Origin of the sequence: Actinoallomurus bryophytorum (assembly GCF_006716425.1) — a bacterium.
In the GTDB taxonomy this organism is placed as follows: Bacteria; Actinomycetota; Actinomycetes; order Streptosporangiales; family Streptosporangiaceae; genus Actinoallomurus; species Actinoallomurus bryophytorum.
The window spans coordinates 6,702,193-6,721,306 of the sequence record NZ_VFOZ01000001.1 but is presented as its reverse complement, the minus strand read 5'-3'; the positions used below and the strand labels follow the sequence as shown (position 1 = coordinate 6,721,306).

At 71.7% G+C, this 19,114-nt stretch carries 18 protein-coding genes; 6 read left to right on the top strand and 12 right to left on the bottom strand.

Translation table 11 applies throughout. The features are described from left to right. Nucleotides 1-599: 599 nt before the first annotated feature. From FB559_RS31300 to FB559_RS31260, 9 genes are read right to left on the bottom strand one after another with little or no spacing between them, the layout of a single operon-like run. The gene (locus FB559_RS31300; RefSeq protein WP_141960346.1) at nt 600-2,069 is read right to left on the bottom strand and encodes a dihydroorotase; all 1,470 of its coding nucleotides are present in this window, start codon (nt 2,067-2,069) and stop codon (nt 600-602) included. Then, on the bottom strand, nt 2,066-3,442 hold the full coding sequence (locus FB559_RS31295; RefSeq protein WP_141960344.1) for an FAD-dependent oxidoreductase: 1,377 nt from the start codon (nt 3,440-3,442) through the stop codon (nt 2,066-2,068). The genes FB559_RS31300 and FB559_RS31295 overlap by 4 nt, the downstream gene beginning before the upstream one ends. Further along, entirely contained in the window at nt 3,439-4,077 is a 639-nt protein-coding gene (locus tag FB559_RS31290; RefSeq protein WP_141960342.1) for an aspartate/glutamate racemase family protein, read from the bottom strand. The genes FB559_RS31295 and FB559_RS31290 overlap by 4 nt, the downstream gene beginning before the upstream one ends. Nucleotides 4,078-4,122: 45 nt before the next feature. Then, nucleotides 4,123-5,460 (bottom strand): MmgE/PrpD family protein, encoded by a 1,338-nt coding sequence (locus tag FB559_RS31285; protein WP_221640256.1) that lies wholly within the window; start codon nt 5,458-5,460, stop codon nt 4,123-4,125. Next, on the bottom strand, nt 5,457-6,227 hold the full coding sequence (locus tag FB559_RS31280) for an ABC transporter ATP-binding protein (protein ID WP_141960340.1): 771 nt from the start codon (nt 6,225-6,227) through the stop codon (nt 5,457-5,459). The genes FB559_RS31285 and FB559_RS31280 overlap by 4 nt, the downstream gene beginning before the upstream one ends. Beyond that, a complete protein-coding gene (locus FB559_RS31275; protein WP_141960338.1) occupies nt 6,214-6,948 on the bottom strand; it encodes an ABC transporter ATP-binding protein in 735 nt (244 codons plus the stop codon). The genes FB559_RS31280 and FB559_RS31275 overlap by 14 nt, the downstream gene beginning before the upstream one ends. Next, nucleotides 6,945-7,997 carry a branched-chain amino acid ABC transporter permease gene (locus FB559_RS31270; protein ID WP_141960335.1) on the bottom strand — a complete coding sequence of 351 codons (1,053 nt, stop codon included), beginning with the start codon at nt 7,995-7,997 and terminating at the stop codon, nt 6,945-6,947. The genes FB559_RS31275 and FB559_RS31270 overlap by 4 nt, the downstream gene beginning before the upstream one ends. Beyond that, nucleotides 7,994-8,995 (bottom strand): branched-chain amino acid ABC transporter permease, encoded by a 1,002-nt coding sequence (locus FB559_RS31265; RefSeq protein ID WP_141960333.1) that lies wholly within the window; start codon nt 8,993-8,995, stop codon nt 7,994-7,996. The genes FB559_RS31270 and FB559_RS31265 overlap by 4 nt, the downstream gene beginning before the upstream one ends. A gap of 7 nt (nt 8,996-9,002) precedes the next feature. Then, nucleotides 9,003-10,250 carry an ABC transporter substrate-binding protein gene (locus tag FB559_RS31260; protein ID WP_141960331.1) on the bottom strand — a complete coding sequence of 416 codons (1,248 nt, stop codon included), beginning with the start codon at nt 10,248-10,250 and terminating at the stop codon, nt 9,003-9,005. A gap of 207 nt (nt 10,251-10,457) precedes the next feature. Here FB559_RS31260 and FB559_RS31255 point away from each other — a divergent pair, with 207 nt between their 5' ends. From FB559_RS31255 to FB559_RS31230, 6 genes are all read left to right on the top strand, one after another. Continuing rightward, nucleotides 10,458-11,270 (top strand): IclR family transcriptional regulator, encoded by an 813-nt coding sequence (locus tag FB559_RS31255; protein WP_141960329.1) that lies wholly within the window; start codon nt 10,458-10,460, stop codon nt 11,268-11,270. After that, a complete protein-coding gene (locus tag FB559_RS31250; RefSeq protein WP_141960327.1) occupies nt 11,263-12,459 on the top strand; it encodes a CaiB/BaiF CoA transferase family protein in 1,197 nt (398 codons plus the stop codon). The genes FB559_RS31255 and FB559_RS31250 overlap by 8 nt, the downstream gene beginning before the upstream one ends. Beyond that, nucleotides 12,456-13,298, top strand: a complete 843-nt coding sequence (locus FB559_RS31245) for an HpcH/HpaI aldolase/citrate lyase family protein (protein ID WP_141960325.1) — start codon at nt 12,456-12,458, stop codon at nt 13,296-13,298. The genes FB559_RS31250 and FB559_RS31245 overlap by 4 nt, the downstream gene beginning before the upstream one ends. After that, nucleotides 13,295-14,134, top strand: a complete 840-nt coding sequence (locus FB559_RS31240) for a cyclase family protein (protein ID WP_141960323.1) — start codon at nt 13,295-13,297, stop codon at nt 14,132-14,134. Before FB559_RS31245 ends, FB559_RS31240 begins: the two co-directional genes overlap by 4 nt. Then, nucleotides 14,131-15,555 (top strand): MmgE/PrpD family protein, encoded by a 1,425-nt coding sequence (locus FB559_RS31235; RefSeq protein ID WP_141960321.1) that lies wholly within the window; start codon nt 14,131-14,133, stop codon nt 15,553-15,555. The genes FB559_RS31240 and FB559_RS31235 overlap by 4 nt, the downstream gene beginning before the upstream one ends. 73 nt (nt 15,556-15,628) lie before the next feature. After that, nucleotides 15,629-16,381 carry an ABC transporter ATP-binding protein gene (locus FB559_RS31230; RefSeq protein WP_425455092.1) on the top strand — a complete coding sequence of 251 codons (753 nt, stop codon included), beginning with the start codon at nt 15,629-15,631 and terminating at the stop codon, nt 16,379-16,381. Here the strand turns inward: FB559_RS31230 and FB559_RS31225 are convergent. Genes FB559_RS31225 through FB559_RS31215 form a run of 3 tightly spaced genes read right to left on the bottom strand, consistent with a single transcriptional unit; the run spans nt 16,378 to nt 19,007 of the window. Then, nucleotides 16,378-17,196 (bottom strand): ABC transporter permease, encoded by an 819-nt coding sequence (locus FB559_RS31225; RefSeq protein WP_221640254.1) that lies wholly within the window; start codon nt 17,194-17,196, stop codon nt 16,378-16,380. The two genes, FB559_RS31230 and FB559_RS31225, sit on opposite strands and share 4 nt — an antisense overlap. Further along, complete coding sequence (locus FB559_RS31220) at nt 17,189-18,028, bottom strand: class I SAM-dependent methyltransferase (RefSeq protein ID WP_141960317.1); 840 nt, start codon at nt 18,026-18,028, stop codon at nt 17,189-17,191. The genes FB559_RS31225 and FB559_RS31220 overlap by 8 nt, the downstream gene beginning before the upstream one ends. Continuing rightward, nucleotides 18,018-19,007, bottom strand: a complete 990-nt coding sequence (locus FB559_RS31215) for an ABC transporter substrate-binding protein (RefSeq protein WP_221640253.1) — start codon at nt 19,005-19,007, stop codon at nt 18,018-18,020. Before FB559_RS31215 ends, FB559_RS31220 begins: the two co-directional genes overlap by 11 nt. Nucleotides 19,008-19,114 lie beyond the last annotated feature (107 nt).

Genomic DNA, 19,114 nt, shown 5'->3' with positions numbered 1-19,114 from the left:
GGCGCAGACATGCCCGGCCGCCAGGAGCCGCGCGTCACCGCCGGCGGCGACGACCGTCACCATCAGGCTCGCGGCGAGATCGAGCACGACGGCCAGGTCCTCCTCCGACGCCCCGCCGAGCAGTGCGCAGGTCACGGCAGCACCGAGCACGCCGTACGAAGGACGGGCCGGTACGGGTCCGGCGATCAGGGCCCCGGCGGCGCGGACGACCGCCCGGCCGGCCAGCACGGCGCGGCACAGGCGCGCCGACGCGGCGGCCGACGTGAGGTCGAACTCATCGGTGGCGGCCAGACCGGCGATCAGGAGCGCCACATCGGGCAGGTCCGCGGCACCGCACCGGGCGGCGTTCCACCCCAGCGCCTCGTAGTCGTCGGCGCGCAGCCCGGTGCCGAGCAGCGGCAGTTCGCCGGTGGGTCCGCCGATCTCCTCGGCCAGGGAGGCCAGCGCCTCCGGGGCCGGTGCGGCCAGCGCGCGTACGGGGCCGTCATGGACGAGCCGGCGGAACTCCGCCCATTCGTCCGGGCCCGGCTCCTTCGCGTGGACCGTCACGGCCAGCCGGGCCAGGTCCCGGCTGGTCCCGACGTCGGGTGCGGTCAGCGTCATCGCGTCCCCGTGGGCCGGCGCAGGAAGACGCCCTGTGGCGTGCCGACGACGTTGCCGCGCTCGAGGACCTGGTGGCCGCGGACGAACGTGTCGGTCACCTTGGCCGACAGCTCGAAGCCCTCGAACGGGGTGTACTCCTGCGTCGACTCGGAGTCGGCGGCGTGCACCGTCCAGGTGGCCGACGGGTCGACCAGGCAGAAGTCCGCGTCGTACCCCTCGGCGATGGTGCCCTTGGTCGGCAGGCCGTACCGCTGGGCGGGGTTCCACGAGGTCAGCTCCGCGATACGCCCGTAGGACAGGCCGCGGCGGCGTCCCTCTCCGACGAGACCGGGCAGGAGGTACTCGGTGCCGCCGAAGCCCGACTTGGCCGCGAAGACGTCCTCGCGCGGGTCGCCGAACTTTGTCTCGTCCTTGCAGCAGGCGTGGTCGCTGACCACCCAGTCGACGGTCCCGTCGAGGACGTACTCCCACAGCGCCTCGACGTCCTCGCGCGGCCGCAGCGGCGGGTTGACCTTCCCGCCGATCCCGGCGGCGGTCTCGACGTCGGCGAGCAGGTGCCCGACCGTCACCTCACGCCTGAAGTCGACGTGCGGGAACGTCCGCGCCATGCGCACCGCGGCGTCGAGCGCCTTGCGCGAGGACAGGTGGAGCAGGTTGATGTTGGGCAGCCCGGTCTCGTGCGCCAGGTAGGACGCGATGGTGACGGCGAGGCCCTCGGAGTGCTGCGGGCGGGACGCGCTGTAGGCGGCCAGGCCGCTCAGCGTGCCCTGCTCCTCGACCAGCCGCGTGTAGGCGGTCATGATCTCGGCGGTCTCGCAGTGCAGGGAGAGCGAGACGTGCGGGGCGAGCTCGGTGAGCTTCTCCCGTGCCTCCTGGACTCCGCGCATGACGAACTCGAAGTGCGCCAGGTCGTACCGCTCGTCCTTGGGGATCATGAGGAACGAGCTCTGGTCCGCCGACCTGCCGTGCAGGCCGTGGCTGCCGTAGAACATGAAGATCTTGAACGACGTCACGCCGTACTTCTCGATGAGAAGCGGGATCTCCTCGATGTGCTCGCGCATCATGGGCGCGAGGTGGAAGGCGTAGTCGACGTAGGCACGACCCTCCGACTGCTCCAGGACATGCGGGAAGAACTCGTCGTAGCTGCCACCGCGGTTCAGGTAGTACTGACCGGTGCGCATGTACGTCAGCGCCGTCGTCACGCCGCCCTGCGCCGACGCACGGCTCTCGGTACGGGTGTCCTCGTCCAGCGGGTTGTAGATCCCCCAGTGCTGGTGGGCGTCGACGACGCCGGGAAACGCGAGCAGGCCGCGCCCGTCGATGACGACCTGCGCGTCCTCGGCGGGGATGTCGGCCGCCAGCCGGGTGAATTTTCCTCCGGCGATCCCGATGTCGAGCCGCTCCGGCTCGGCGACGCCCGGCCGTACGACCTGGACGTTCTTGACCAGTGTTTCCAGTGAACTCATCGCGTTTCCCTCCCGATGTGGTGTGCGAGGTGGTCGGCGGCCAGGTACGCCAGGCCCAGTGCGGGCAGCAGGCCGTTCCCCGCCAAGTAACCGGCAGCGCCGTGTCCGGAGATCCCGGCCGCCGCGCCACCGGAGGCGTACAGGCCGGAGATCTGCGAGCCGTCGTCCCGCAGGACGCGTGCGTGCTCGTCGACCACGAGCCCGCCCTGGGTGTGGAACAGCGCCGGGACCACGCGCACCGCGGCGTACGGCGGTGCCAGCGGCGCCTCGAAGAAGGTGCGCCCGAACCGGTCGGTGGCCTCGCCCCGTGCGGCGCGGGCGACCTCGGCGAGCTCGCCGGCCGCCGCCGGCAGGCCGATGGCCCCGGCCAGCGACTCGACGTCGTCCGCCCAGACCAGTACACCCGACTCGACGGTCTGCCGGAAATCGGTGAACGGCAGGCACAGGTCGTGGATCCGCTGGTCGAGCACGATCCAGCCGGTGGCCTGCGGCCGTGCGGCGAGCGCGGCGGCGTACTCGGAGTAGCCGGTCGTCTCGTCGCCGAACCGGTACCCGGTGAGGTCCAGCATGACGGCGCCGTGCATGATCGTCGCCCAGCCGACGAGCGTCGCCGCGCGGTGGGCCAGCGCCCCGTGCCCCTGGTACGCGTCGAGGAAGGCGGTGGCGGCGCCGATCCCGGTGCCGATCCGCAGGGCGTCGCCCCGCGAGGTCTCGCTGCCGTGGTAGACCGCCGTGGCGATCTCCGGCAGGTGCTCCGCGACGAGGTCACGGTCGGCGCCGTAGCCGTTGGTGGCCAGCAGCAGCGCGCGGGTGGGGATGTCCTCGGCCGACCCGTCCGGGTAGGTGACGACCGCGGCCTCGACGTGCCCGTCCGCGGAGGACCGGATGCCGGACAGCCGGGCGGGGACGAGCATCTCCACCCGGTCCTCGGCCCTGACCGCGCTCAGCAGATGGTCGATCAGCCCGGTCCCGTGCCGCCCGGGAATGGTGTGGCACCGGTCGACCGAGTGCCCGGGATAGTGGAAGTCGGTGACGAGCGACAGGGGCATGCCGAGGTGGTCGGCCATCCACTCCACTAGGCCGGCGCTGACGTCCCCGAGTGCCCGTGCCAGCCGTTCGTCGCCCTGGCCCTTGGTCTTGGCCCGTACGTCCTCGGCGAAGAGCTCCGGCGAGTCGTCGATGCCGGCCTCGCGCTGCCAGCGCGACCCCGCTCCGGGCACCATCGCGGTGGACATCGAGGTGTTGTTGCCGCGCCGGAAGTGCTCGCTGGCCTCGACGACCAGGACGTCCAGACCGTGCTGGGCGGCGCGCAGCGCCGCCACCAGCCCGCCGCCGGCACCGGCGACGACCAGGTCGGGACCCGTCTCGCTCATGCCGCCTCCCCCGCCCCCAGGAGGCGCAGGGCCAGGGCTGTCGGGTCGACCACGGGGACGCGATGGGGGTCGGCCGCGTCCAGGTCGACGGCCGAGCAGCCGTTCACGACGAGGTCCGCGCCGTCGTCGGCGAGACCGTCCACGGCTCCGCCGAGCGCCGCGACCCAGCGGGCGTCATCGGCGATCGCGTCGAGGCCGAGGTCCAGCACGGACACCTCGCGCAGTGATCCAGCGAAGCCGTACGCCGCGGCGACGGCCGTGAGCTCATCCGCGATCGCCTGGTTGCGCGTGACCGCGCCGGCGGTGCGCCCGGTGGCGACCGCGTAGCCGACGGAGAGCCGCAGGATGCCGAACACGGGTGCCGCGAGCCGTCCCTGCAACTCGGCGACGCCGGGATCGAGCACGCAGTCGGGCAGGAACGCGTCGTAGCCCGGCCCGGCCGCACGCAGTGCCGCGACGACGCACCGCTCGGACTCGCGTACGTCCTCCGCCGTCTCCAGGGCGCTGGGCGCGTGGTCGCCGATGTCGTGCAGCTCGACCGTGACACCGGGCGGGCTGATCTGGTCGTAGCGCCGCTGCCGGCGCAGGAGCTCTTCCTCGGGGACGTGGATGGGGGTGATCGCGAAAATGCGCACTGGGCTCTCCCGGGTTCTTGTCTCGGCGACTGGACGAGCGCCGCCCTACGGATCGGCGAGCGAACCCAGCAGGTCACGGACGCCAGGCGCCTCCGGCAGCCGCCCGGCGCAGTCGCGGAGCCGGCCCGGCAGGGTGCCGTCCCCGAGCAGTCCGCTCAGCAGGCCGGACAGGTCGGCCTCGGTGAGGGGGTGGTGGTCGACGTCTCCGACGGGGTTCGGCACCTCGTGGACGTGGCGGGCGCCGTCGCGCGTGCGCACCGTGACGCGGGCCGGGCGCTCGCCGGGAAGCCGGGCGTCCAGGTCCGGCGCGACGGCGACGCGGACCCGGCTCGCCAGCTCCACGACCTCCGGATCGTGGAGTGCCGGCGGGATCGAAGCCTCCGGGCCGACACGGCCCCGCAGGAACGCGGTGGCGACGACGAACGGGGTGGAGAACATCGCGGAAAGCCTGTTGTCCCAGGTCACCCGGTCCAGACCCGCGCCCAGCGAGTGCGTCTCGACCAGGATCTCCTCGACGGCCCGGCCGGCGAGGGCCGGGCGCAGCTCGAGTACGGCGTCGGCCGCGGGATGGGTGAACGAACAGGACGCGTGTCTCTTGAAGTACCCGAGCGTGATATCCCAGCGCGTGCCCAGCTCCGCGACCAGCTCGCCGGGCTCGAAGGAGCCGAGCAGGCCGCCCAGCGTGTGCCCGGCCGTGCCCGTGTTGCGGGCCAGCCCGGCCGCCGCCATCCGGGCGGCGGCGAGGCCCGAACTGTTGGCGGCGCCCATCCAGGCGTCGCGCACCGGGTTCCCGTCCAGGGCCGAGGCGAAGTGCGCGGCGACCGGCAGGCCGGCCCCGGTGTCGATCGCCGCGGCGACGGCGTCACCGTCCAGCCCGAGCAGCCGGGCGCAGCCCGCGGCCGCGCCGGTCACGCCCCAGCTGCCGTGCGGGTGGGCCCCGGCGTTCAGCGTGGTGGCGCGGCCGAAACGGGCCGCCACCTCGTAGGCGACGAGCAGTGCGGCGGCCGTCGTCGGCCCGTCCGCGTCCAGGCGAGCGGCGAGGGCGAGCACGGCGGAGAACCCGTGCGCCGCCGGATGCCCACGGGCGTACTTGTTGCCCTCGTCGAGTTCGAGGCAGACCGTCGCGATGCCGTTCAGCCACGCCGCGTCCTCGACACTCACGCTCCGTCCGCCGCCGACGAGGGGGGCGGGCCCGGGAGCGGGGTCCCATGCCTCGACCAGGGCACGCTGTTCGGGGAGGCGCGCCCCGGCCGCGCAGGCACCGAGGACGTCGAACAGGACCAGCGGCAGCCGGGCGCGTACCGGATCCGGCACTTCCTCCCACCGCAGTGCGGCGGCCCAGGAGCCCAGCTCACCGGTCGCGCGCAGGGCTTCGCCGGTCACCCGCTCACCTCGCCCGTCCCCCGGCCCTCACTCTCCGGCTCCGGTGTCCCGGACTCGGCATCGGGCGCCAGCCCGAGGTAGGCCCGCTTCACGCGCTCGTCACCGGCCAGCTCGGGGCCGGTCCCCTCCAGGACGGTCGTGCCGTTCTCCATGACGTAGGCGCGGTCCGCGATGGCCAGCGCCTGGGCGGCGTTCTGCTCGACGAGCAGGACGGCGATCCCCTGGTCGCGTACGGCGCGCACCGCGTCGAGGACCGCCCAGGTCAGCTTCGGCGACAGCCCGGTGGACGGTTCGTCGAGCATCAGCAGCCGCGGCTGGGCCATCAGCGCCCGGCCGATGGCGAGCATCTGCTGCTGGCCGCCGCTGAGCGTCTCGGCGATCTGCTTACGGCGTTCGGCCAGCATGGGGAAGAGCGTGTAGACCTCGTCGAGTACCTTGCGCGCGGTGTGACCCGGCCGGGTCCACGCGCCCATGGTGAGATTCTCCGCGACGGTGAGCGGCCCGAACAGGGACCGGTCCTCGGGGACCTGGACCAGGCCGGCCGCGACCAGCGCGCTGGTACGGCTGCCGTTGATCCGCTCGCCGCGGAACTCGATCGTGCCCTCGGTCGGCTTGAGCACGCCACAGACCGTACGCAGCGTGGTCGTCTTGCCCGCGCCGTTGGCGCCGACCAGCGCGACGATCTCTCCCTCGCCGACCTCCAGGGAGAGCTCGTGGAGGATGCTCAGGCCTCCGTAGCCCGCGCAGACACCCTCAAGTTTCAGCACCGCTCGGCTCCTCTCCGAGGTACGCCTCGACGACACGGGGATCCCGTGTCACCTCCTCCGGCGCCCCGAGGGTCAGGACCCTCCCCTGTTCGAGCACCAGCACCTGGTCGGACAGCCGCATCACGGCGGCCATGATGTGCTCGATGAAGAGCATCGTCAGGCCGTCCTCGTCGCGCAGCGCGGCGAGGAGCTCGAGGAGCGGTGCCCGCTCGGCCGGGACCAGCCCGGCCAGCACCTCGTCCAGGAGCAGCACCTTCGGCCGCATGGCCAGGGCGCGGGCGAGCTCGAGCCGTTTCAGGCCGGCCGTCGGCAGCTCGGCCGCGGACGTGTCGCGCCAGCGGCCGAGCCCGACGCGCTCCACCACCTCCGACGCGTGCGCGACCACCTCGCGGTGCGCGGACGTGTGGCTCATGCTCGCGACGCCGACGTTCTCCAGCACGGTCATCGACCGGAACGGGCGCATCAGCTGGAAGGTGCGGACCAGGCCCGCGCGCGCGATGCGGTGGGGCGGCCTGCCGGTGATGTCGTCACCGGCCAGCACGATCCGTCCGCTGTCCGGCTTCAGCGCGCCGGAGATGGCGTTGAAGAGGGTCGTCTTGCCCGCACCGTTCGGCCCGATGATGCCCAGGATCTGGCCCTCGTCGACCTCGAAGGCGACGTCGCCGAGGGCGTGCAGGCCCTGGAACGCCTTGCTCACGCCCTCCACGCGCAGGATCGTCATCGCCTGAACCTCCCGCGGATCGCGCCGTAGACCCCGCGCGGCAGGGCCAGCACCAAGACGATGAGCAGGATCGCGTAGAGGATCACGTCGAGCCCGCCGCGCCCCTGCAGGGTGGACAGGAAGGCCGGCGGGTTGCGCAGCAGGCTCGCGGTCACGTCCGAGAGCGGGCCGAGGATCAACGCCCCGATCGCCGGACCCCAGATCGTGCCGACACCGCCGATGACGGCCGGCAGGATCGCCTGGATGGACACGTCCGAGCCGAACGCGAGGTCCGGGTTGATGAACAGGTAGTACTGGACGTAGAAGACGCCCGCCACGGCCGTGATCGCCGCCGACAGCGCGATGGTGATCAGCTGGTAGCGCATCGCGTGCACACCGAGGGCCGCCGCCGCGGTCTGGTCGTCGCGTACCGCGATCGTGAAACGGCCCGCGCGGGACCGCAGGTAGAGGACGTTCACCGCGATCGCCACGGCCACCAGGCCCAGCCCGACGTAGAAGTAGTTCGGGGAGCCGAGCGCGAACTGGAGCTTGCCGAACGACGAGCCCTGGATCAGCGGCACGTTGTAGCCGACGGCCCGGTTGACGAAGCCGCTGCTGGTGGCGATGAGATGGAGCATCTCGGCGAAGGCGAACGTGGCCAGCGCGAAGTAGGCGCCCTTCAGCCGGTACCGGAACGACAGGTAGCCGATGACCACCCCGAACAGGGCGGCCAGGGCTCCGCCGGCGAGCATGCCGATCCACGGGGAGACGCCGTGCTCGACGAGGAGCCATGCTCCGGTGTAGGCGCCGATACCGAAGTACGCGGCGTGCCCGAAGCTGAACATCCCCCCGAAGCCGCTCATGAGGTTCCAGCCGACGCCCATCAGCGCGAAGATCAGGATGCGGACCGCGACGGCCTGCTGGGCGGCCGGCAGGACCAGCGGGAGCGGGATCAGCACGACCACGATCACGGCGAGGACGACCAGGTTGCCCAGCGACGTACGCCCGCCGATGCCTCCGCCGAGACGCGGGCCGGTCCGGCCGGGCTTCTCCGTCGAGGTGATGGTCATGAGCTCCTCCCGAACAGGCCCTGCGGCCGCAGGAAGAGCACCAGCACGAAGACGATGAACACGAGCAGGAGCGGGCTCTGACCGGGAAGGTAGATGCCGCCGAGCTGCTCGGTGAGCCCGATGAGCAGGCCACCGGCGAGCGCGCCGAGCACGTTGCCCATGCCGCCCAGCACCACCACGACGAACGCGAGGATGTTGAACGTCTGACCGGCCGTCGGCTGGATCGTGGTGAACGGCGCCACGAGCGTGCCCGCCGCGCCGGCGCAGGCCGTGCCCAGCGCGAAAGTCAGCGCGTAGATCTTGCGGACGTCCACGCCGATGAGCGAGGCACCCTGCCGGTTCGCCGCGACGGCACGGATGGCCGTGCCGATCCGGGTACGGCGCAGGATCAGGTACAGCACGCCGGCGAGCACCAGGGCCGCCACGAACGCCAGGACCCGGGACAGGTCCGCGACGGCGCCGAGGACGGGCAGGCCGCGGTTACCGGGGAAGTGGACCGAGTGCGGGTTGCCGCCGAGGAACAGCAGCAGCCCGTTCTCGATGAGCAGGGAGAAGCCGAGCGTGATGAGCAGCTGGTTCTCCAGCGGCCGGCCCATCGCGCGGTTCAGCACGGCGTACTGCGCGATCCAGCCGAGGCCGAACATCACCGGCACGGCGATCAGCAGTGCGAGATACGGATGCACGCCGGTCGTCTGGACCACGCCGTACGTGATGAACAGCGCGAGCGCGAGGAACGCGCCGTGGGCGAAGTTCACCACGTCCAGCACGCCGAAGATGAGCGTGAGTCCCATGGCCACCAGGCCGTAGACACCGCCCGTCAGGATGCCGGTGACGACCGCCTGGGTGACGATCACCGGCTTGTCCGCGCGCAGGTAGGCGAGGACCAGAGCCGCCGCCAGCACGAGCACGACGACCGTCGCCCGCACCGCGACGTCTCTGGTCCAGACCCGCGACGCGCGGGCGGCCGGCGCGCTCTCCGTCGCTTCCGCCATGGTCATCGGGGCCTCAGCTGCCCGCGGTGGCCGGGAAGCTCGGCGTGACCTTGTCCTCGGCGTACTTGGCCGGGTAGACCACCTTGGCCGCGTCGCCCTGGACCTGGGTCACGACCGGGAGCGAGCCGGTGTTCTGCCCGGTCGCGTCGAACTTGATCGGGCCGTTGCCGATCACCAGTGAGTCGAGCGAGAGCCCGGAGATCGCGTCGCGCAGCTTCGTACGGTCGCTGCTGCCCGCCTTCTCCAGACCGGCCGCGATGACGCGTACGGCGTCGTAGGAGAGCATCGCCTCGGTACGGATCTTGTCGTTGAAACGCTGCTGGTAGAGCGTTGTCAGCTGCTGTACCTGCGGGTTGTTCGCGTCCTGCCGGTAGTTGGTGTCGTAGAGCCCGGCTCCGGCCGCTCCGGCGTCCCCGGGGAACTGCGGCTGGTCGAAGGCTCCGTCGGCGATGCCGAAGACGGCGTTCAGCTTGGGCTTGACCGAGGCGACCGCCTTCGCCGCGAGCACGCTGTCGGCGTAGTAGCCGGTGACCGCCAGGACGTCGGCGCCCGACGCCTTGACCTGCGTGACCTGGGTCGTGAGGTCCGACACGCTCGCCGGGCTGTAGCTGATCTCGGGACCGACCTGGAAGCCGAGCTTGGCCGCCTGGGCCTTGAAGGCGGCCAGCACGCTGGTGCCGAACGCCGTGTCGTCGTGCAGGTAGGCCACCTTCTTGACGGGGTGACCGGCCGCCTTGGAGATCTCGTACAGATCCTGGGCACCCTGCGTTCCCATCTGGGAGTTGGGCGGCTGGATCCGGTAGGTGTACTTGTAGCCGTGCTTCAGGACGCCGTCGTCGCCGGTGACGTCCATGACGAACGGCACCTTGTTCCGCTCGGCGACCGCGGAGACGTTGGCGCTGACCGCGCTCATGTACGTGCCGACCAATGCGACGGCGCCACCCTGGATCAGCCGGGTCGCCTCGCTCTGGCCGACGTCGGGCTTGCCCTGGGTGTCGCCGCTGGAGATCTCGAGCTTCGCTCCGCCGAGCGACTTGATGCCGCCCGCCGCGTTGATGGCCTCGACGGCGAGCTTGGCGCCGTTCTCCAGCTGCTTCCCGTCGGCCGCGCTGGCTCCGCTGAGCGGATGGAGTGTTCCGATCTTGATGGTCTTGCCGCCACCGCTGCCGCCGGTCGCGCCTCCCGGTGCCGTCCCGCCGCATGCCGCAGCGCCGAGCGAGACCGCGGAGGCGAGGGCGACAGTGGTCCAGATCTTCCTCATCTACCCGCTCCTGGAGTCCTGGCAACTCGTTCCTGCTAACGGAACGACTGATGGTGGCCAATGATGCTCAGGCAGGAATCCAGTGTCAATGGTCTCCCGGAAATCCCTTGCTAACTGTGCATTCGCCTTGACCAGCCCAAGCGGCGTGTGATTTCTTGGCGTTCCACTTACAGGAACACCGTCCGTGCACGGGGTGGGAGGAACAACGTGGCCGAGGGGTCCGGTACCGAGGTCGCCGGCCGGGTTGCGGATGTGCTGCTGGCATTCACCGACGAACCGGCGTCGCTCGGGGTCTCGGAGATCGCCCGGCGACTCGACCTGAGCAAAGCGGTCGTGCACCGCATCCTGCAGGCGCTGCTGACGCGGGGACTGATCAACACCGATCCGGAGACCCGGGGATACCGGCTCGGATCGGCCGCGGCCATGCTCGGCGCACGTGCGCTGCGCGATTCGGACCTGCGCGGCATGGCCATGCCCGTGATCCGCGAACTGCAGCGGCAGACCGGCGAGACGACCACCGTGTCGGCACTGGTCCCCGATGGCCGGGTCTACCTCGACCAGGTGGAGAGCCGGCAGGAGATCAAGATGACCGTCGAGATCGGCCGCCGGTTCCCGCTGCACGCCGGCAGCTCCAGCCAGTGCATCCTCGCCTTCCTGCGCGAGCCGCACCGTACGGAGATCGTGTCGGGCGTGCTCGGGGCCCTGACGCCACGAACCATCGTCGACCGGGGCCGGCTGCACGACGTCCTGGAGGCGATCCACGTGAGCGGGTACGCGTACACGCACAGCGAACGTCAGCCCGGCGCGGCGTCCGTGGCCGCCCCGGTCTTCGGCTTCGACGGCGCGGTCGTCGGCGCGCTGTCGGTCTGCGGGCCGGCGGCGCGGGTGGACGAGGGGGCCAGCAACAAGTACGCCCCGCTGGTCCGCGAGGCCGCCGACCAGGTCTCCCGCGCACTGGGATGGAGCGGCGGCCTGCCGGAACCGGATCCGTGGCAGGCGATCGGGGCCGGTCATGAGTGAGGACGACGCGGGCGCGCTGTCCGGGCTGCGGGTGCTCGACGTGGCGACGCTCTTCGCCGGCCCGCTGGCCGCGACCATGCTGGGCGACTTCGGCGCCGAGGTCATCAAGATCGAGCACCCTCGCGGTGACCCGGTACGCGGCCACGGCGCGAGCAAGAACGGCGTCGGGCTGTGGGGCAAGGTGGTCGGGCGCAACAAGAAGAGCGTCACGCTCTACCTCGGCTCGCCCGAGGGACAGGAGATCTTCCGGCGCATGGTCGCCGACGCCGACGTCGTGATCGAGAACTTCCGCCCTGGCACGCTCGAACGGTGGGGGCTCGGCTACGACGAGCTCTCCCGGATCAACCCCGGGGTCGTGCTCACCCGGGTCACCGGGTTCGGGCAGTTCGGGCCGTACGCGAGCCGGCCGGGGTTCGGGACCCTCGCGGAGGCGATGAGCGGGTTCGCGGCGATCACCGGGGAGCCGGGCGGCCCGCCGACCCTGCCGCCGTTCGGACTGGCCGACGGGATCGCGGCGCTCACCACGGCGTTCGCGGTGATGACCGCGCTCCGCGAGCGGGACAGGTCCGGTCGCGGACAGGTCGTGGATCTCGCCATCATCGAGCCGATCCTGACGCTGCTGGGCGCGCAGCCCACCGTCTATGACCAGCTGGGCGAGCTGCAGGAACGGACCGGAAACCGGTCGGCCAACAACGCGCCCCGCAACACCTACCGCACCCGCGACGGACGCTGGGTGGCGATCTCGACCAGCAGCCAGTCGATCGCCGAACGCGTGATGCGCCTGGTGGGCAGGCCGGAGTTCATCGACGAACCCTGGTTCGCCTCCGGATCGGAACGCGCCAAGCATGCCGACGAGCTCGACGAGGCCGTCGCGGTCTGGATCGCCGAGCGCGAGGGCGACGAGGTCGTCGCCGCGTTCGAGGAGGCGCAGGCCGCGGTCGCCCCGATCTACGACGTACGCGATGTGCTGGCCGACCCCCAGTTCGCGGCGCTGGACAGCATCACGACCGTCGACGACGACGAGCTCGGGCCTCTTCGCATGCAGAACGTGCTGTTCCGGCTCGGGCGCACCCCCGGCCGGATCACGAGCGCCGGGCCGAGCCTCGGGCAGCACACCGCCGAGGTGCTCGCGCGGTACGGCGTCGACGAGGCCGAGCTGGCGCGACTGCGGGAACAGGGGAAGGTGTGACCGGCGTCGCGCGCTCCTGGCTGTACGCCCCGGGCAGCCGGCCCGAGCTCGTCGGCAAGGCGCTGAGGGGCGGCGCCGACGTGATCGTGATCGACCTGGAGGACGCGGTACCCGCGGACCGCAAGGCCGAGGCGCGTGAGACGGTCCGCTCGGTGGCCGGGCAGCACGCCGCGAAACCGGTGTGGGTGCGCGTCAACGACCTACGCGGGCCGTGGGGCGAGGCCGACCTGGACGCGCTCGCCGGCCTGCCGCTGTCCGGTGTACGGCTGCCCAAGTGCGAGGACCCGGCCGTCGTACGGCAGGTGGGCTACCGGCTCGGGCTGCCGATGCAGCTGATCCTGGAGTCCGCGGTGGGCCTCGAACGCGCGGGCGAGCTGGCTCGCGCGCACCCGCTCGTGAGCGGGATCGGGCTCGGCGAGACCGATCTGGCCGCCGACCTGCGGCTGGCCGGCGAGGACGCGCTGGCCGGCTGCCGCTTCCGCGTGGTGCTCGCCGCGCGCGCCGCCGGACTGCCCGCCCCGGTGCAGAGCGTGTGGACCGATGTCGGCGACCTCGACGGCCTGCGCCGCAGCAGTGAACGCGCACGGGACGGCGGTTTCTTCGGCCGTTCGGTGATCCATCCGGCGCAGGTGCCGGTGGTGAACGAGGTGTTCACCCCGACCACGGCGCAGATACGTGCGGCACGGGACCTCATCGACGCGCTGGCCGCGGCGGAGCGGGACGGCCGGGCCGCGTTCCTCGACCACTCCGGGCGCTTCGTCGATCCGGCCGTCGTCGAAGGCGCGCGGTGGACCCTGGCCGTCGCCGCACAACTCGACAATCGGGAGGAAGCAGAATGAGCTCGCCGACGACCCCTGGCAGGGAGCCGGACCCACTCCTCGCCGCCGTGACCGCGGGCGTACGACTCATCGACCTCGGCCAGCCGTTCTTCACGGGCATGCCGTCCTCCCCCAACCACCCCGGCTTCCGCATGACGCTCATCCGGCGCCATGGCGACATGGTCCGGCCGGACGGCGGCTCCGCCGCCAACGAGATCATCGTCACCGGCGGCCACGTGGGCACGCACATCGACGCGCTCGCGCACGTCAGCCATGACGGCCACCTGTACGGCGGCGTGGACGTCCAGGACGTACAGCGGGGCGGGCGGCTCACAGCCGGTGGCGCCGAGGAGACGCCCGCGCTGCTCACCCGCGGGGTGCTCCTCGACGTCGCGGCCGTGCACGAGGTACCCGTGCTGCCGCCGGGGTACGGCGTGACCGCCGAGGACCTGAAGGCCGCGGCCCGGCGCGCCGGCGTCGAGGTACGCCGCGGTGACGTGGCGCTGGTCCGCACCGGCTGGGCGCGCAACTTCGAGGACACCGAGACCTACCTCGGCCAGAAGGACGGGGTCCCGGGCGCGACCGAGGACGCCGCGCGCTGGCTCGCCGGCATCGGCGTGCGCGCGACCGGCGCCGACACGACCGCGTACGAGCAGATCCCGGCCGGTGCCGGGCACCGGGTGCTGCCGGTCCACCGCGTCCTGCTGGTGGAGAACGGGATCTACATCATCGAACATCTGAACCTGGAGGAGGCCGCGGCGGAGGGGCTCACCGAGTTCGTCTTCATGCTCGCGCCGCTGCCGATCGTCGGCGGCACGGGTTCGCCCGTACGCCCGGTCGCGGCGGTGTCGGCATGACCGCCACGCTCGTCCAGCGCATCGCCGCCCTCGCCGCCGACGTCCGTGCGCAGGGGCTTGCGCCCGAGCTGCGCGCCGACGTCGCCCGCCGCGTACTCGACCTGCTCGGGAACAGCCTGGCCGCCACCACCGAGCGGCCGGGCCAGGCCACGACGGCGGTGGCCCGCTCGTGGGGCGGCGAGGGCCAGTCGACCCTCGTCGGCGGCGGCCTGAAACTGCCCGCGCCCTCGGCCGCCCTGGTCAACGGCACTCTGGCGCATTCGCTGGACTTCGACGACACCCACCTGCCCTCGGTGCTGCATCCGTCCTCGTCGGTGATCCCGGCCGCGCTCGCGGTCGCCGAGGCCCGCGGCTCCAGCGGCGCGGAGATGCTGGACGCGGCCGGTGTCGGGATCGAGGTCACGGTCCGGCTGGGCATGGCCGGATACGACAGCGAGCTGGGCAACTCGATCTTCTTCGAGCACGGTCTGCACGCCACCTCCATCTGCGGCACGATCGGCGCGGCCGTCGCCGTCGCGATGCTGAACGGGCTGGACGCCGGCGGCATCGCCGACGCGGCCGGCATCGCGGCGAGCATGGGCGCCGGGATCATCGAGGCCAACCGCACCGGCGGCACGGTGAAGCGGGTGCACTGCGGTTGGGCCGCCCACTCGGGCGTGGCGGCGGCGAGCATGGCCGAGCACGGGATCACCGGCCCGCCGACCGTACTGGAGGGCCGGTTCGGCTTCCTGCAGGCCTACTGCGGTGACCGGTACGACGCCGACGCCATCACCGACGGCCTGGGCGAGACCTGGGAGCTGCCGGGGATCTTCATCAAGCCCTATCCGTGCAACCACTTCACCCACGCCGGCATCGACGCGGCACTGCGCCTGCGCGCCGCGGGCCTGGACCCGGACGACATCGAGGCGATCGAGCTCGGCGCGCCCAGTGCCGTCCTGCGGACGATCGCGGAGCCGCCCGAGGACAAGGCCCGTCCCGCGTCCGGGTACCACGCGGCGTTCAGCGGGCCGTACACGGTGGCGGCCGCGCTGCTGGGCGGCGGTGGACTCGGGGTCTTTCACGAGGACTTCACCGACGAGGCCGCCGCGGACGAGCGACGGCTCGCGCTGGCGGCGCGGGTCCGCTGCGTGGCCGACCCCCGCAGCGGCGAGATCTTCCCGCACCAGTTCCCGGCGGTGCTACGGGTACGGCTCCGCGACGGCGGCGAGCTCGAGGAGCGGGTCGAGGTGAACCGCGGCGGCCCGGGCAACCCGCTGTCGGCCGACGAGCTGGCGACCAAGTTCCGCCTCAACGCGTCCCGGGTCCTGACGGAGGAGGAGGCCCGGGACGTCTCGGCGCTGGCCTTCGCCCTCCCCGGCGCCTCCAGCGTGCACGCCCTGATGGAACGGGTCGCGGGACCGCGCCCTCCGGAGTCCGTCTGACGCCCATTGCATGATCCGTGGCCGCCCGCGAAGATGAGTATCTCCTCGGCAGGGGCGGCCACGGATGATCCAGATGAGCCGGGTGTCACGCACTTTCCACAGCAGGCGTGGAGTCGTGGAGGCGTTACGAGGCGTCGACCTCGAGGTGCGCGAGGGAGAGTTCATCGCACTCGTGGGACGCTCAGGCTGCGGCAAGTCCACCCTCCTGCGGCTGGTCGCCGGGCTGGTCCCCGTGTCGGCCGGCCGGATATCGGTCGGCGGCACGCCGGTGACCCGGCCCCGGCAGGACGTCGCCCTGATGTTCCAGAGCCCGGCGCTGTTGCCGTGGCGCACGGTCGCCGACAACGTGCTCCTGCCGGTGGAGATGTTCGGCTGGGACAAGGGCGAATACCGCGACCAGGCCCTGCGGCTGCTGGACACGGTCGGCCTGGCCGGCTTCGAGAAGCGGCTGCCGCATGAGCTCTCGGGCGGCATGCAGCAGCGTGTCGCGCTGTGCCGGTCGCTGATCCAGCAGCCCCGGGTGATGCTCATGGACGAGCCGTTCTCCGCCCTGGACGCGCTCACCCGCGAGGAGATGGCGATCGAGCTGCAGCGCATTCACATGGAGCATGGCGCCACCACGGTCTTCGTGACCCACTCGATCACCGAAGCGGTGCTGCTCGCGGACCGGGTGGCGGTCCTGACACCGCGTCCCGGGCGCATCCTCCGGGTCATGGACATCGACATTCCCCGGCCCCGGACGCTCGGGCGCACGTCTCACCTCGAGGACGTCGCGCGGTGCGGTGCGGAACTCCACGAGCTGCTGGCGGTCGAGGACGGCGGCTAACCCGCGATCTCGCGTGCCCAGGGCAGCAGCAGGCGTTCGGCGGCGGACACGAGGTAGAAGAGCGTCACGCTCATCACCGCCAGCAGCGTCATCGCGGCGAAGGCCAGTGCGGTGTCCGCGGACGCGCCGGAGGCGACGATCACGTACCCGAGCCCTCGGTCCCCTCCGGAGAACTCACCCACGACGGCGCCGACCACCGCCAGGGTGATGCCGACCTTCAGCCCGATGAAGATCTGCGGGAGGGCCCAGGGGATGCGCAGCTTGACGAACATCTGGCGGCGGGAGGCGGACAGCGACCTGGCGAGCTCGCCCAGCTCCGCCGGCATGGAGGCCAGCCCGGACACCGCCGCGACCACGATGGGGAAGAAGGAGATCAGGAACACCATCACGACCTTCGGCACGGAACCGAACCCCAGCCAGACGATCAGCAGTGGCGCGACCGCGATCTTCGGGACGGCGTTGGCCGCGACGAGCAGCGGGAAGAGCGCTCGCTCCACGACACGGGAGGCGCTCAGTGCCACCGCGGCGAGGAGTCCTCCGGCGACCGCGAGCCCGAACCCGGCGAGGGTCTCCACGAGCGTCGTCCAGGTCTGCCGCAGGAGATAGCCGGGCAGCCGGAAGAACGCCTCGGTGATGTCCGGCGGTGCCGGCAGGATGAACGGCTGGATGGCGAAGACGATCGTGGTGAGCCACCAGAGCGCCACGACGACGACGGCGCCGAGCAGCGGCAGCCACAAGGCGGACGGCCGCCACCGGGCCGTACGGGCACCGGCGCCCGCCATCAGGTCATCGGCCGTGACCCGCCGGTCAGCCATCTGACCGGCGGCCCGTCGTCGAGTAGGTGAGGTAGCCGCGCACCACCAGCCGGGGGTCGCGCGCCAGCGCATGCAGCCGGTCCAGCCGGGCGGCGCTCATCCCCGCCTCGATGAAGTCCGTACGCAGCTCGGTGATGTTCGCGTCGATGAGCAGGGCGCCGGCGGTGCCGCCCGCCCAGGACCGCGCGGACACGACGGTCTCCACGTCGGTCAGGCCCTCGGCGAGCATGGCGGCGTGGACGCGCCCCGCCCAGGTGGGGTCGTTGCCGTGCGCCGCCAGCAGCGTCTCGACGAGCAGGTCGTAGTAGGCCTCGACCAGCGCGGCGTCCTCGGCCGTCGGCGCCGCCAACACCATCTTGCGCAACGTCGTCTCGAAGTCCTCCACGACGATCGCGCCGCCCGGGGCCAGGGCGGCGGCGAGGCGGTGCAGGATCTCCCGGCGCTGCGGCAGATGGAGGAGCACCATGCGAACGTGGACCACGTCCCAGGGGCCCTCGGGAACCGGCTCGGTGACGAGGTCGTGCCGCAGCACCTCATAGCCACGATCGGTCCTGAGGTGGCGCGTGTTGAGGTCGGTGGCCAGCACTCTTCCCGCCGGCCCCGCCTGCCCGGCGAGCCATTCGGCGATGCTGCCGCCCCCGGCGCCGACCTCCAGGCACCGCGCTCCCGCCAGCTCGCCCAGGCCGGACAGGCACTGGATCGTGGCGCCGTCGAGGATCTCGGACAGCTGCCGGAACCGCTGCGGCGTCCCGGGCGCGTCGTTGTCGAACGCGTACGCCTCCGCGTCCCCCGCCGGGCCGGCGGCCACCGGCGTACCGGGCTCACATGACATCGAAGTCGACCACGTCTTCCGGAGTCACTCCCGGCCGGAGCAGCCCGATCTTCTGCAGTTCGGTGATGGTGCGCGCCATGCGCGCCCGGTCGATCGCGCCGACCACCGATCCGCCGTCCGTCGCGGTGACCGACGGGGTCATCAACTTGATCTCCTCGCTTGCGGCGTCGGCGGCCGTCGCGGGCTGCTTGGCGTGCAGCAGGGCGCCGGCCTCGTCGGGATGCGCGACGGTGTATTCCAGTGCCTTGAGCATCGCGCCGCGGAAACGTTCGACGAGACCGGGTTTGCTCTTGATGAGATCGGTTCGCGCGATCACCGCGTTTCCGAACAGATCGGGTAGGTATTCGCTGTACGGAAGGACCACCACCTTTTTCTTATGGGCCTGGAGGGTGGCCTTTTCGATGGTGGGACGCCCGATCAGGAATGTGCTGAGGGCATCGACCTTTCCGCTCGCGAGGGTGTTGCCCAGCTGCACCGGCTGCACCGCGACCCACTTCACCTTGCTCGCGTCGATACCGGCCAGCTTCGCGTAACCGGGGAAGAGCAACTGGTTGACCCCGTTCGCGGCGGCGGCGATGGTCTTGCCCTCGAGGTCCTTGGGCGAGGTGATCCCCGACCCCTCTTCACTCATGATCGAGACCAGGGTGTGCTGATGAACGGCGAGGACGGCGCGGAAGTCCTTGAATCCCGAGTTCTGGCGGCCGAACGCGGCGATCATCGCGCCGGTGAGGTCGAGGGCCGCGAACTGGGCCTGGCCCGAACTCAGCGCCTTGAGGTTCTCCCCGGCCGCCTTGCCGAGCTGGATCCGCACGTCGATGCCGGCGGACCGTAAGTAGCCCTTCTCCGCCGCGATCCAGACGAACGCGTCGCGCCCCGCCGCGCCGAACGCGGTGAGATAGGTGACGTGATCCACGGAGGTGCCGGGCTTGTCATCGGACCCCCCACAACCATTCAGGGCCGCACAGGCCACCGTTGCCATGATCATTGCGATTATGCGTGATCGCCTGAGCCTCACCATTACCTCCGGACACCGATGAATCGAACCTGCGCCTTATGCGCCCGCACGAAACGGCCCCCGTTTCACCG

Excerpts from the sequence above, each read along its gene's own strand:
- FB559_RS31300 (WP_141960346.1), bottom strand. The coding sequence starts at position 2,069 with ATGAGTTCACTGGAAACACTGGTCAAGAACGTCCAGGTCGTACGGCCG.
- FB559_RS31230 (WP_425455092.1), top strand. The coding sequence starts at position 15,629 with ATGAGCCGGGTGTCACGCACTTTCCACAGCAGGCGTGGAGTCGTGGAG.
- FB559_RS31250 (WP_141960327.1), top strand. The coding sequence starts at position 11,263 with ATGAGTGAGGACGACGCGGGCGCGCTGTCCGGGCTGCGGGTGCTCGAC.
- FB559_RS31235 (WP_141960321.1), top strand. The coding sequence starts at position 14,131 with ATGACCGCCACGCTCGTCCAGCGCATCGCCGCCCTCGCCGCCGACGTC.
- FB559_RS31270 (WP_141960335.1), bottom strand. The coding sequence starts at position 7,997 with ATGACCATCACCTCGACGGAGAAGCCCGGCCGGACCGGCCCGCGTCTC.
- FB559_RS31225 (WP_221640254.1), bottom strand. The coding sequence starts at position 17,196 with ATGGCTGACCGGCGGGTCACGGCCGATGACCTGATGGCGGGCGCCGGT.
- FB559_RS31275 (WP_141960338.1), bottom strand. The coding sequence starts at position 6,948 with ATGACGATCCTGCGCGTGGAGGGCGTGAGCAAGGCGTTCCAGGGCCTG.
- FB559_RS31265 (WP_141960333.1), bottom strand. The coding sequence starts at position 8,995 with ATGACCATGGCGGAAGCGACGGAGAGCGCGCCGGCCGCCCGCGCGTCG.
- FB559_RS31295 (WP_141960344.1), bottom strand. The coding sequence starts at position 3,442 with ATGAGCGAGACGGGTCCCGACCTGGTCGTCGCCGGTGCCGGCGGCGGG.
- FB559_RS31260 (WP_141960331.1), bottom strand. The coding sequence starts at position 10,250 with ATGAGGAAGATCTGGACCACTGTCGCCCTCGCCTCCGCGGTCTCGCTC.
- FB559_RS31220 (WP_141960317.1), bottom strand. The coding sequence starts at position 18,028 with ATGTCATGTGAGCCCGGTACGCCGGTGGCCGCCGGCCCGGCGGGGGAC.
- FB559_RS31240 (WP_141960323.1), top strand. The coding sequence starts at position 13,295 with ATGAGCTCGCCGACGACCCCTGGCAGGGAGCCGGACCCACTCCTCGCC.
- FB559_RS31215 (WP_221640253.1), bottom strand. The coding sequence starts at position 19,007 with ATGGCAACGGTGGCCTGTGCGGCCCTGAATGGTTGTGGGGGGTCCGAT.